Source organism: Streptomyces sp. JHA26, assembly GCF_002005565.1.
In the GTDB taxonomy this organism is placed as follows: Bacteria; Actinomycetota; Actinomycetes; order Streptomycetales; family Streptomycetaceae; genus Streptomyces.
In genome coordinates, this window is record NZ_BDJC01000029.1 from 1 (window position 1) to 12,995 (window position 12,995).

10 protein-coding genes are annotated in these 12,995 nt (G+C 72.6%); 1 reads left to right on the forward strand and 9 read right to left on the reverse strand.

Going from position 1 to position 12,995, the window contains the following annotated elements; translation table 11 throughout:
• Positions 1-307 precede the first annotated feature (307 nt).
• Positions 308-2,638 carry a polysaccharide lyase 8 family protein gene (locus JHAT_RS18850; protein ID WP_077799378.1) on the reverse strand — a complete coding sequence of 777 codons (2,331 nt, stop codon included), beginning with the start codon at positions 2,636-2,638 and terminating at the stop codon, positions 308-310.
• A gap of 149 nt (positions 2,639-2,787) precedes the next feature.
• Here JHAT_RS18850 and JHAT_RS18855 point away from each other — a divergent pair, with 149 nt between their 5' ends.
• The gene (locus tag JHAT_RS18855; RefSeq protein WP_077799379.1) at positions 2,788-3,345 is read left to right on the forward strand and encodes a YceI family protein; all 558 of its coding nucleotides are present in this window, start codon (positions 2,788-2,790) and stop codon (positions 3,343-3,345) included.
• On the opposite strand, the gene JHAT_RS18860 is transcribed toward JHAT_RS18855, so the two are convergent.
• The 8 genes from JHAT_RS18860 to JHAT_RS18895 form a co-directional block, all read right to left on the reverse strand.
• Positions 3,332-3,907 (reverse strand): isochorismatase family protein, encoded by a 576-nt coding sequence (locus tag JHAT_RS18860; protein WP_077799380.1) that lies wholly within the window; start codon positions 3,905-3,907, stop codon positions 3,332-3,334. The genes JHAT_RS18855 and JHAT_RS18860 overlap by 14 nt on opposite strands.
• Positions 3,908-3,978: 71 nt before the next feature.
• Positions 3,979-5,334 (reverse strand): hypothetical protein, encoded by a 1,356-nt coding sequence (locus JHAT_RS18865; protein WP_077799381.1) that lies wholly within the window; start codon positions 5,332-5,334, stop codon positions 3,979-3,981.
• 61 nt (positions 5,335-5,395) lie between these two features.
• Entirely contained in the window at positions 5,396-7,000 is a 1,605-nt protein-coding gene (cimA, locus tag JHAT_RS18870) for a citramalate synthase (protein WP_077799382.1), read from the reverse strand.
• Between the two features lie 308 nt (positions 7,001-7,308).
• Complete coding sequence (locus JHAT_RS18875) at positions 7,309-7,917, reverse strand: TetR/AcrR family transcriptional regulator (protein WP_077799383.1); 609 nt, start codon at positions 7,915-7,917, stop codon at positions 7,309-7,311.
• 11 nt (positions 7,918-7,928) lie between these two features.
• Positions 7,929-8,948: an agmatine/peptidylarginine deiminase gene (locus tag JHAT_RS18880; RefSeq protein ID WP_077799384.1), complete on the reverse strand. Its 1,020-nt coding sequence runs from the start codon at positions 8,946-8,948 to the stop codon at positions 7,929-7,931.
• A gap of 51 nt (positions 8,949-8,999) precedes the next feature.
• Positions 9,000-10,712 (reverse strand): urease subunit alpha, encoded by a 1,713-nt coding sequence (locus tag JHAT_RS18885; protein ID WP_077799385.1) that lies wholly within the window; start codon positions 10,710-10,712, stop codon positions 9,000-9,002.
• A complete protein-coding gene (ureA, locus tag JHAT_RS18890) occupies positions 10,709-11,413 on the reverse strand; it encodes an urease subunit gamma (protein ID WP_077799386.1) in 705 nt (234 codons plus the stop codon). Before ureA ends, JHAT_RS18885 begins: the two co-directional genes overlap by 4 nt.
• Before the next feature lie 241 nt (positions 11,414-11,654).
• Positions 11,655-12,743, reverse strand: coding sequence for a branched-chain amino acid aminotransferase (locus tag JHAT_RS18895; protein WP_077799387.1), 1,089 nt, complete (start codon positions 12,741-12,743; stop codon positions 11,655-11,657).
• Positions 12,744-12,995 lie beyond the last annotated feature (252 nt).

The following is a 12,995-nucleotide window of genomic DNA, read 5'->3' on the forward strand; positions in this document are numbered from 1 at the left end:
GCGCTCACGCGCCGTCAGCTTGCCCTTGGCGTGCTGCGCCGCCGTCGCCTTCTCGCTCGGCCCGGCCAGCGCCTGCGCACGGATCTCGTGCAGTTCGGCCACTCGCCCGCGCGCGTCCGTCGGCTCACCCGGCGCCTCATCCAAAACGGTCATGTAGCGACTCTACGAAGGGGAACGAGGAAAGCGAGCCGTCGACTCCGTACAGTCTCCGACGTGTTTTCCTGGTACCCCTGAACAGAACCTCGACAACATGCAGCCTTTTCGACTGCTCAGAGGGCCTGAGCCTTGTAGGGGTCACACAAAGTCGTCAGCTGAGAGTCACCTCACATTCGTGGGTGGTACATACCACCCCTGGAGTGACACGGAGGCGCAGTCGGCGGCCGGCGGTGACGATCCGGACCGACTCGTCGGCCCTCACCACGCCCCGCACCGGGTGGTCCCAGACGATCTCCAGGGGGGCGCCCGTGCGGGGCGGCTCGCTCACGCAGAGGGTAGCGGTACGGCCCCGGCGGCGGAGCAGCACGCTCGCCCCCGCCGTCGCGGTGAGCGGGCCGGCCGTTCCGGGCTGCCAGAAGTTCGCCGCCGTCAGGCCGAGCGGGGGCACGGCGACGGCCTGGCAGCGCTCGTCGTTGGCGAGGACCGTCATCCAGCCGCGGTCGGCGGCCCGCCGGGCGACCGTCCGGCGGGCCGCTCCCGGCATGAGGACGTAGACGTACCCGGCGCCGTCCGGGTCCGTGCCGTGGTCCAGCCAGAGCGTCTGCCAGCGGCGGGTGCGGCGCTCGGTGGTGCTGGTGGTGTTGATGTCCGACCAGGCGCCGGTGCGGTCCTCGCGCAGGGTCCGCAGGCCGCCGTCGGGCACGATCCAGCCGCCGTGGCCCTCCAGGTGGGCCCAGTCCCGGCCCCGGGTGAGGGCCTGGGTGCCGCCCTCCCCCAGGTTGCGGTTGTCGACGACCGTCTCGACGGGGACGCCGTCCGCGCAGGTGATGCCGGCGCCCAGGCAGACCACGGCGTCGTGGAGGAAGAACCAGGACTTGCGGGCTTCGAGGGTCGAGCCGAGGCCCTTGAGGTGCTGCCCGACGGCCGCGTACTCGCCGTCGGTCGTACCGCCGACCCAGCGCACGTCCGGTTTGGGGGCGCCCCACTCGCCGCCCGCACGGTCGGGCAGGCGCTTGGTGGAGACGGTGGTTCCGGGCAGCCGGTACCAGTCGACGGTCGGCCAGAACCAGTCGGTGTACTGGTCGGACCGGCTGCCGTTCGCCCACCAGGTGAGCATCCCGGAACCGGTGTGCCAGCCGCGCGGGTTCTCGCCGTTGCCGCACTCGTAGTGGGCGATGCGGTCGCTGGCCATGGAGAGGCCGGCGGTGAAGGCGGGGCGGCGGTGCACGGCACGGTCCATGGCGGCGAAGAGGTGGTGCCCGGCGGGCTCGGGCGCCGCGTCGACGGGCGCGTCGGCGACGGCCTGCAGCCGGGCCAGGTCGGCCACCGCGAACTGGGGTGCGGTGAGGACGGGCGTCACGGTGTCCCGGGCGATCCAGCCCTTGATCCGCGCGTGCCAGCGCTCGCGCTCGGCCTCGCTCGCGCCGCCCGCGAGGACCGCCATGGCCGCGATGAGCTGCTGCCCGTGGAAGTGGTCGCTGCGCATGACGTGCAGGTCGTCGCTGGTGAGGTACCCCCGGCTGATGGCCCGCCCGTTGACGGTGTCCATGACGAGTCCGTCGTGGATCAGGGGCGCGTAGGCGTGCTCGACGCTGTCCAGGACGATCTGCCCGGCCGGGTCGGTCACCTCCCACTCGGAGCCGGCCAGCAGGGTGAACAGCCGCCCCAGTCCGTCCAGCATGACCTGGCCGTACGTCCCCGAATAGGCGACCCAGGTGTGCTGGACGAAGGAGCCGTCGGCGTAGAGGCCGTCCCCCTCGGTGACGTACGGGAAGACGGGCGAGAGGGCGTCGCGGGCGAGGGCGATCTTGGCGGGGGCGCGGCCCAGGACGCCGCGCAGGGCGACGGAACGGCACAGGTCCACGCGGTTGGCGCCGGTGGAGGTGCCGGTGTAGTCACCGAGCATCGCGTCGGGGACGAAGTGGTCGACGGCCGCGCAGGCCGCGGCCACGCGGTCGGCGCCGAGGGGGTCGTACAGGGCGGCCGTGATGTCCATGAGCAGGCGCGGGCTGCCGATCTGCCACTCCCACCAGTTGCCGTAGCGCGTGGTGGACGGGTTGTAGACGGTGGCCGACAGGTGGTCGAGGCCGCGCAGGATGTCTGCGAGGAGGGCGGGGTCGCCGGTGGAGCCGGTGCCCTGCTGCACGTACGCCTCGGTCATCGTCCACAGGCGGCCGTAGGCGAAGGTGACGCCGGTGGGCGGATCGAAGGGGTGGCCGGGCCACAGGGAGGTGGGGGTGGGGGCCATGGTGGCGCGGTGCTCGCGCGCGCGTGCGCCGGTCTCGGCGAGGCGGGAGGCGTAGGGCTCGGCGGCCGGGTCGTAGCCGGTGCCGAGGGCGATCTCGAGCCAGCGTCGGCGGAGGGCGTCGTAGGGGTCGGCCGCGGCGGCCGCGGCGCGGGGGGCGGCGATGAGGGCGGCGGCCGCGGCCGCCGTGAGCAGGACCGTGCGACGAGTGGGTGCGGTGGGGCGCTGTGAGGTCATGCTCATGCCGTCTATCACGCCGGGGACGAGAGGGGAACGGTACCGAACTCGTAGGGCACGAACGGTTGATGGCGGCACGGAATAGCTCTAGAGTCGAACCCGTTGGACTGGTTGAACATTCAACTTCAACGCCATTCCCGGAGGACGTCATGACCACCACCCCCGACCTCTCCACCCTGACCGGCGACTACACCGTCGACCCCGCCCACACGACGATCGGCTTCACGGCGCGCCACGCGATGGTCACCAACGTCAAGGGCAAGTTCCTCGACTTCACCGGCACGCTGCACCTGGACGGCACCGACCCGTCCCGTTCCACGGCGTCCCTGGACATCACGATGGACAGCATCGACACCGGGTCCGCCGACCGTGACGGCCACCTGAAGAGCGCGGACTTCTTCAACACGAGCGAGTTCCCCACGATGACCTTCCGCTCCACCAAGGCGGAGTCGCTCGGCGGCGACGACTACCGCGTCACCGGTGACCTGTCGATCCTCGGCACCACCAAGCCGGTCACCATCGACCTGGAGTTCAACGGCGCCGCCAAGGACCCGTTCGGCAACGAGCGCGTCGGCTTCGAGGGCAAGGCGGAGATCAAGCGCTCGGAGTGGGGGCTGACCTGGAACGCGGCACTGGAGACGGGCGGCGTCCTGGTCTCCGACAAGATCAAGCTGACCTTCGACATCTCGGCGATCAGGCAGGCCTGACGTCCCGCGCCCCCTCGGGGGCTCCGAAGTCCACGTCGGCGGCGGCCCGGACCCGGATACGGCGGCCGGGCCAGCCGATCATGCGGTAGACGGCGTTGGCCTGCGCGATCGAACGGTCCGCCGGCACGAGATCGACGTCCGCCGCGGTCCGCACCGAGGTGGTGTGCCCGTCGGCGACGACGACCAGGTCGTAGCCCCGGCTCAGCGCCTGCCGCGCCGTGGTGTCCACACAGACCTCCGTGGCGAACCCGGTCACGACCACCTCGGTGACACCGCGCGCGGTGAGAATCGCGTCGAGGTCGGTGCCGAGGAAGCTGTCCGGGGTCGTCTTGTCCACGACCGCCTCGCCCTCCCGCGGGGCCAGCTCCGGCACGACCTCCCACCCCTCGGTGCCGGGGGCCATGCCCTCGCCCTGCTGGCGCACGGTCACCACCGGCACCCCGACCGCCCGGGCCCGCGCGCTCAGTGCGGCGATCGCGGCGACCGTCTCGGCGGCCCGGTGGGCCATGGCGACGGTGGCGTTCTGCATGTCGATGACGAGGAGTGCGCTGGTGGCGGTCACGGGCTCACCGTAGCGGGGCGTCCCGCCCGCGCGCCGCCCGTTTCACCCGGCCGGCAGCTCCGCACCCGGCCTCAGAAGCCGCCGCCGAAGTCCCCTCCGCCGCCGCCGCCGAAGTCCCCTCCGCCGCCGAAGCCGCCGCCGAAGTCACCGGGGTCGAAGTCGCCGCCCGAGACGTCACCGCCCTCGTAGCCACCCCCGGAGCCGCCGAAGTCGCCGTACCCGTCGCCGTAACCGACCCCGTAGGCGGGGCCCGCCATCATGCTGCCCAGCATCGTGCCGACCAGCAGGCCGGGCAGGATGCCGCCGCCGAAGTAGCCGCCCGCCCAGGGGCCGTAGGCCGGGCCCGCGTCCCAGTACGGGCGGCGGCCGTAGTCGGTGTCCACCTCGCGGATCATCGGGTCCAGGCCGTCGGACAGCCGGGCCTGGTCGGCGGCGCAGACCGGCACCTGCCGGGTCGCGCCGCCCGGCGGGGTCCAGGTGGCGTCCGCGACGGACGGGCCGTGGCGCGGGTCGAAGAAGCAGGGCGGGCGGCGCTCGGGCAGCGGCCTGCCCTCGCGGCGGGCGGCGAGTTGCGCGAGGGAGAAGCGTCCGTCCTCCAGGGTCTCGGTGACGCCGCGGACGTCCTCCGGCCGACGGGCGTCCGCCATGGACGTCTTCGCCCGGTCGTAGGCGTCGAGGGCGCGTTCGTAGTCGGCGCGCATCGCGTCGTCCGCGCCGGGCTCGGCGGGGTGGAAGTCCAGGCGGTCGAGTTCCTCGCCGAACGCCGTGATGTCCTCGTCGACCACCACCCGCAGCCGTTCCAGCGCCGCCCGCTGCTCCTGCTCGCGGCGGCGCCGGTTGCGCCGCACCAGCGCGTAGGCGCCCGCGCCGCCGACCACCACGACCGCGCCGACGCCGATCAGGGCGCCCGTCGGGGCGGTGGAGCCGCCCGGGTCCCAGGACGCGGGGGCGGAGCCGCGCACGCTGCGCAGCGCGTCGTCGACGAAGTCGTTCAGCTGGGCCTTGGGGTCGCCGGCGCCCTGCACGGCCGTGACCAGGTTGCGCACACCCTGCCGGCTCAGCACGCTGCTGTCGGCGCGCGCGTCGAAGCGGTCGCCGAGGCGGACGCCGTACAGGCCGGTGATGCCGGTCTCCGTGCGGAGGTTCCGGAAGAGGTTCTGCGTCGGGTAGTCCGCCGGGAGGACCGCCACGAAGACCGGCTCGTCCGCGCTCTCGATCTTGTCGGCGAGCGCCTCGGCGTCCGCCTTCGACAGCAGGTCGGAGGCGGAGGGGTCCACGTACACGGGACTCTCGCGCAGGGCCGCGCCGATCTCGGACACGTCCGTGTCCGCGCGGGCGCCGGGCGCACCGGCCATCAGCACCGCCAGGGCGGCGACGACCGGCACGACCAGCAGGCGTATGAGGACTTGTGTACGAGAGTCCGCCATACGTTCGAAAGTACCCGAATCCCCGTCAATGAGACATCGGTGAAGGGAAGTGGGTGCCCGCTCACCGGGCCGGTGCGACCCCCGCACGCAGCAGGCCGTACGTGTACGCGTCCTCCAGCGCCTGCCAGGAGGCGGCGATGACGTTGTCCGCGACGCCGACCGTGGACCACTCGCCCGCCCCGTCGGACGTGGAGATGAGGACCCGGGTCGTGGACTGGGTACCGTGCACGCCCTCCAGGATGCGGACCTTGTAGTCGACCAGGTCGAGCTTGGCGAGCTCCGGGTAGATCTTCTCCAGTGCGACCCGCAGGGCGCGGTCCAGGGCGTTGACCGGGCCGTTGCCCTCGGCCGTGGCGACGATCCGCTCGCCCTTGGCCCACAGCTTCACGGTGGCCTCGTTGGCGTGGGTGCCGTCGGGGCGGTCCTCGACGATCGCGCGCCAGGACTCGACCTCGAAGTACTCCAGCCTCCTGCCCTCGGCCTCCGTGCGCAGCAGGAGTTCGAAGCTCGCGTCCGCGGCCTCGTACGTGTAGCCCTTGAGCTCGCGCTCCTTGACCCGCTCGACGACCCGGCCGACCAGTTCCCGGTCGCCGCCGAGGTCGATGCCGAGCTCCTTGCCCTTGAGCTCGATGGAGGCGCGGCCCGCCATGTCGGAGACCAGCATGCGCATGGTGTTGCCGACCAGCTCGGGGTCGATGTGCTGGTACAGGTCCGGGTCGACCTTGATCGCGGAGGCGTGCAGGCCGGCCTTGTGCGCGAAGGCGGAGACGCCGACGTAGGGCTGGTGGGTGGAGGGGGTGAGGTTGACGACCTCGGCGACGGCGTGGGAGATGCGGGTCATCTCGCGCAGCCGGCCCTCGGGCAGCACCCGCTTGCCGTACTTCAGCTCCAGGGCCGCGACGACCGGGAACAGGTTGGCGTTGCCGACCCGCTCGCCGTAGCCGTTGGCCGTGCACTGGACGTGGGTCGCGCCCGCGTCGACGGCCGCGAGGGTGTTGGCGACCGCGCACCCGGTGTCGTCCTGGGCGTGGATGCCGAGCCGGGCGCCGGTGTCGGCCAGCACCGTGGCGACCACGGCCTGGATCTGCGCCGGGAGCATGCCGCCGTTGGTGTCGCACAGGACGACGACGTCGGCGCCCGCCTCGTCGGCGGCGCGGACGACGGCCTTGGCGTACTCGGGGTTGGCGCGGTAGCCGTCGAAGAAGTGCTCGCAGTCGACGAAGACCCGGCGGCCCTGGGCCTTCAGGTGGGAGACCGTGTCCGCGACCATGGCCAGGTTCTCGTCGAGCGTGGTGCGCAGCGCCAGCTCCACGTGCCGGTCGTGGGACTTGGCGACCAGCGTGATCACCTGGGCGCCGGACTCCAGCAGCGCCCTGACCTGGGGGTCCTCGGCGGCGGTCGTTCCGGCGCGGCGGGTGGAGCCGAAGGCGACCAGCTGGGCGTGCCGGAAGTCGATCTCCTGCCGGGCGCGGGCGAAGAACTCGGTGTCGCGTGGGTTCGCGCCGGGCCAGCCGCCCTCGATGAAGCCCACCCCGAAGTCGTCCAGGTGCCGTGCGATGGCCAGCTTGTCCGCGACCGTGAGGTTGATGCCCTCGCGCTGCGCGCCGTCGCGCAGGGTGGTGTCGAAGACGTGGAACGAATCGTCGAGTTCGCTGGGTGCGGTCATGATCTGAAGGCTCCTGTAAGGGATCTCGGTCAACCGGAATGACCGGCTCCGCCGTCCACCTATGATCCCTCGCGCTCTCTTCCCGGCTGGGGGTGGGCCGGAAAACGAAAAACCCCTCGCGGGTGCGAGAGGTCTGCGCGCGGGTCGAGGACGACGGTGTCCACCCGTACCTGGTCGTACGTGGTGGTCACTGCGGACCGGCGCGCCTGCTGCCAATAATCATGGCGAACGAGAGCACGGGGGAAGTCTGGCACAGTCCGCCCCCCTTCTCACCGTCCGTCTCAGGATGTGAGCGGAGCGCGTCCGCGTCAGGCCTGCGCGTGGAGGCCGTCGGCGAGGAACTCCCCCACGTGGCCGAGGACCTGCGCGCGGTCCGTCCCGCGCAGGCCGATCGCGACGTGGACGGCGAAGCCGTCGAGGAGGGCCCGCAGGCGGGTCGCGAAGCGGTCGGGGTCGACACGGCGGAACTCGCCGCGCGAGACGCCCTCGGCGAGCAGGGCGACGAGGTCGCGGTGCCAGGCGCCCTCGATGGCGGCCTGCCGGTCGCGGGCGTCGCCGTCGGCGTCCTGCGCGTGGTTCCACACCTCCAGCCACAGCGTCCAGTGCGGGTCGCGGTGGCCGTCGGGCACGTACAGGTCGACGTAGGCGTCGAGGCGTTCGCGGGCCGTGCCGGTCCGTGTGAGCAGGCGGGCGCGCTCCGCGCCGAGACGGCCCTCGCTCCACTCCAGGGTGCGCAGCAGCAGTTCGTCCTTGGAGTGGAAGTAGTACAGGAGGTGACCGCTGCTCATGCCGACCTCGCGGCCGAGCGCCGCCATGGTGAGCTTCTCCAGACCGCGCTCGGCGATCATCTCCATGGCGGCGGCGAGGACCTCCTCGCGCGGCGGCGCGTTCCTGCGCGTCCTGGCCGCACCGGCCATCCCGGCTCCTCTCAGGTCCTCGGCTGCTGCTGGGTGATGCAGTGGATGCCTCCACCGTTCGCGAAGATCGTACGGGCGTCCACCGGTGTCACCGCGCGCTCGGGGAACAGCCGCCGGAAGATGTCCGCGGCGACCTCGTCGTTCGGGTCGTCGAAGGCGCACAGGACGACGCCGCCGTTGCACAGGTAGTGGTTGATGTACGAGTAGTCGACCCAGTCGCCCTCCTCGTCCTTCAGGACGGTCGGGGCGGGGACCTCGACGACCTCCAGACGGCGGCCCCGGGCGTCGGTCCGGCCGCGCAGGATCTCCAGGTACGTCTGCGAGCGGGCGTGGTCGGGGTGGGCGGGGTCGCGCTGGCTGTGCACGACGACGGTGCCCGGCCGCGCGAAGGCCGCGACGATGTCGACGTGGCCCTGCGTGCCGTACGTGCCGTAGTCGCCGGTCAGGCCGTGCGGGAGCCAGATCGCCTTGCTGGTGCCGAGCCTGGCGTGGATCTCCGCCTCGACCTGCTCGCGGGTCCAGCCGGGGTTGCGGCCCGCGCCGAGCTGGACGGTGTCGGTCAGCAGGACCGTGCCCTCGCCGTCGACGTGGATCGCGCCGCCCTCGTTGACGAGCGTGCTGCCCAGGACGGGGACCCCGGCGAGGTCCGCGACATGGCGGGCGATCTCGGAGTCGTGCTCCCAGCGGGCCCAGTCCTGGGCGCCCCAGCCGTTGAACACCCAGTCCACGGCGGCCAGACCGCCCTGCCCGTCCGTCACGAAGGTCGGGCCGACGTCCCGCATCCAGGCGTCGTCCAGCTCCCGTTCCACCAGGTCGACGTCCGGGCCGAGCAGTTCGCGCGCGGCCTCGCCCTGGCCGGGGCCGTGCACCATCGTCACCGGCTCGAAGCGGCGCACGGCACGGGCGACGGACGCCCAGGCGGCGCGGGCGTCCGCCAGCCCGGCGCCGTCGCCGAACGTCGGGTTGGGGCCGGGCCAGGCCATCCAGGTGCGCTCGTGCGGGGCCCACTCGGGGGGCATGCGGAAGGTCATGGAGGTGTCCCAGGAGGTCGGAGGAACCAGGAGGTCGGAGGAGCCAGGGGGTCAGAGGAAGTACAGGCGGTTGAGGGAGACGGACTCGGCCGGTTCGGAGCGGACGGGGTCGCCGTCGAGGGTGACCAGGCCGGTGCGCTGGTCGACGTCGACCCGCCCGGTACGGGAGTTCAGGCGCAGGTCGGCCGGTCCGATGCCGCGGGTGCCGCGCACGGCGACCCGGCGCCGGCGGGTGGGCATGGTGTCGTGGCCCAGGTCGAGGGCGGCCTGCGCGACGAAGGCCACCGAGATGTCGGCCGGTGTGGCGCCGTGCGCGCCGAACTGGGGGCCGAGGACGAGGGGTTCGCAGGTGTCGGTGGCCGCGTTCGGGTCGCCGACGACGCCGTAGGCCGGGAAGCCCGACTTGAGGACGAGTTGCGGCTTGGCGCCGAAGTACTCCGGGCGCCACAGCACGATGTCGGCGAGCTTGCCGACCTCGATCGAGCCGACCTCGTGGGCGAGGCCGTGGGCGATGGCGGGGTTGACGGTCAGCTTGGCGATGTAGCGCAGGACGCGCTCGTTGTCGTTGTCGTCGTCCGGTGCGCCGAACTCGGCCTTCATCTTGCCGGCCATGGCGAAGGTGCGGCGGACCGTCTCGCCGGCCCGGCCCATGCCCTGCGCGTCGGAGGAGGTGATGCCGATCGCGCCCAGGTCGTGCAGCACGTCCTCGGCGCCCATCGTCCCGGCGCGGATGCGGTCGCGGGCCATGGCGGCGTCGCCCGGCAGGTCGGTCTTGAGGTCGTGGACGGAGACGATCATGCCGTAGTGCTCGGCGACCGCGTCCCGGCCGAAGGGCAGGGTGGGGTTGGTGGAGGAGCCGATGACGTTGGGGACGCCGGCCATCTTCAGCACGTTGGGGACGTGTCCGCCGCCGCAGCCCTCGATGTGGAAGGCGTGGATGGTGCGGCCCTCCAGGACGCGGAGGGTGTCCTCCACGGAGAGGCATTCGTTCAGGCCGTCGCTGTGCAGGGCGACCTGGACGTCGTGCTCCTCGGCGACGCGCAGCGCGGTGTCGAGGGCGCGGGTGTGGGCGCCCATGTCCTCGTGCACCTTGAAGCCGCTCGCCCCGCCCTCGGCCAGGGCCTCGACGAGCGGCGCCTCGTGGGAGGAGGACCCCCGGCCGAGGAAGCCGATGTTGACCGGCCAGGCGTCGAACGCGCCGAACGCGTGCTTCAGCGCCCAGGGCGAGTTGACGCCGACGCCCCAGACCGGGCCGAACTCCTGGCCGATGATCGTCGTCACGCCGGACGCGAGCGACGCCTCCATGATGCGCGGGGAGAGCAGGTGGACGTGGGTGTCGACGGCTCCGGCGGTGGCGATGAGGCCCTCGCCGGAGACGATGGACGTGCCCGTGCCGACCACGACGTCGACGCCGTCGAGGGTGTCGGGGTTGCCGGCCCGGCCGATCGCGTGGATCCGGCCCTCTCGGATGCCGACGGAGACCTTGCGGATGCCCTGCACGGCGTCGATCACGACGACGTTGCTGATGACGACGTCGCAGGTCTCGCGGACGGCGGCGGCCTTGAGGTGCAGTCCGTCGCGGGCGGTCTTGCCGAAGCCGGCGAGGAACTCGTCGCCGTGCTTCTGGGCGTCGGACTCGACGCGGATCGTCAGTCCCGAGTCGCCGAGGCGGACGCGGTCGCCGGCGCGCGGACCGTGGGTGGCGGCGTACTCGTACGGGGAGAGGCGGCGGGCCTCGGCGGGGTGGCCTCCGGGACGGCTCATCGCTCGACCTCCTGATCAGGTGCTTTGGTGACGCCGAGGTAGCCGCAGGCGGCGGCCCGGCGCAGGGCCTCCTCCTTCGCGCCCGGCGCGTCCAGCGGACCGTCGACCAGACCGGCGAACCCGATCGCGACGCGTCGCCCGCCGATGGGCACCAGGCCGACCTCGGCGCTCTCCCCCGGCCCGAAGCGGACGGACGACCCGGCGGGCACGGCCAGCCGCATGCCGTAGGCCCGCTCGCGGTCGAAGTCCAGGCGCGGGTTGGCCTCGAAGAAGTGGAAGTGGGAGGTGACGGAGACCGGGACGCCGGCGGTGTTGGTGACGGTCAGCCGCACCCGCGCCTCGGGGTCGGAGTGCTGCGGGCCGGGCAGCAGCGCGCCCGGGCCGTCGTCGCCCAGGGTGCCGCCGATGGGGTCGGTGACGACCGCGAGCCGGGAGCCGTCGTCGAAGACCGCCTCCACGTGCACCTCGGTGACCACGTCGGCGACGCCGGGCAGCACGTCGTCGGGGCCGAGCACGGACCGGGCGCGCTCGACGGCCTCCGCGAGGCGCGCGCCGTCGCGGGCGGCCTCGCACACGGTGTCCGCGATCAGGGCCGTCGCCTCCGGGACGTTCAGCCGGAGCCCCCTGGCCCGGCGGGCGCGGGCCAGTTCGGCGGCCCCGAAGAGCAGCAACCGGTCCCGTTCCGTGGGTGTCAGTCTCACGACGCGACCCCTCCTCGCCTTCCCGATGTTTAGAGCAGCACTCTAAACACGGAATGCAGGGAAGGGGAAGGTGATCCGACAACCTCGACGGACATCACATTGAACAACGTTCTAACCATCGGGCGGTCACGGGAGGGGGACGGGCCGCCGGCTTCCGGCCCGGGAACGCGAAGGGGCGGCCCCGGGGTCCGCGTCCACGGATCCCGGAGCCGCCCTGTCGACGACCGGAGAGGGTGAGGTCCTAGCCGAGCCGGTGCATCCAGCCGTGGGCGTCCTCGGTGACGCCGCGCTGGATGCCGAGCAGGGCCTCGCGCAGGCGCAGCGTGGCCGGGCCGGGGGTGCCGTCGCCGTGGGTCCAGGCGTCGTTCCTGGTCTTGACGTGGCCGATGGGCGTGACGACGGCGGCGGTGCCGCAGGCGAAGACCTCGGTCAGGGCACCGGACCTGGCGTCCTCGCGCCACTGCTCCAGGGTCACGACGCCCTCCTCGGCGGTGTAGCCGAGGTCGCGGGCGACCTGGAGGAGGGAGTCGCGGGTGATGCCCTCCAGGATCGACCCGGTCAGCTCCGGGGTGACGATGCGGTCGCCGTAGACGAAGGCGATGTTCATGCTGCCGCTCTCCTCGACCTTGGTGCGGGTCACCGCGTCGAGGTAGACGACCTGGTCGCAGCCGTGCGCGGCGGCCTCGGCCTGGGGCAGCAGGGAGGCCGCGTAGTTGCCGCCGGTCTTGGCGTCGCCGGTGCCGCCGGGGACGGCGCGGACGTGGTCCTCGGAGACCCAGATGGTGACCGGCTTCACGCCGCCGGCGAAGTAGGCGCCGGAGGGGGAGGCGATCAGCATGAAGAGGTACTCGTTGGCCGGGTGCACGCCGAGCCCGGTCTCCGAGGCGAACATGAACGGGCGCAGGTAGAGGGCCTCCTCGCCGCCGTGCGGCGGCACCCAGTCGGCGTCCTGGGTGAGCAGTGCGTCCAGCGCCGCGATGAACAGCTCCTCGGGCAGCTCGGCCATGGCCATGCGGCGGGCGGAGTTGCGGAAGCGGCGGGCGTTGGCCTCGGGGCGGAAGAGGGCGATCGAACCGTCCGGCTGGCGGTAGGCCTTCAGCCCCTCGAAGATCTCCTGGCCGTAGTGGAGGACGTGCGAGGACGGGTCGAGGGAGACCGGCCCGTACGGAACGAGCTGCGCGTCGTGCCAGCCCCTGCCCTCCGTCCACTTGATCGTCACCATGTGATCGGTGAAGTGGCGGCCGAACCCCGGGTTGGCCAGGATCGCCTCGCGCTCGGCGGCGGAGAGCGGACTGGCGGAGGGCTTGAGCTCGATCGTGGGCGTCGTCATGGGTTGATGTCCTTCACCGGTTGTCGTGACGGGCCGCGTTCACGCCCGTACGGCCGGCGGCCGGTGGTGGGACGTCCGAGCATTCCCTCATGCCGCGGCTCCGCGTCCGATTATCGCGCGCGGGTCCGCGTCGGCTGAAACGGGGTGAATGCGGCCCTGGGTCGATGGTCGCACCCGGCGGGGACAGGTGAAAGCCGCCGGGTGCCTTGTTTTCCGGACCCGACGGCTTCGAAAGGTTGTGTTTCGAGTGCG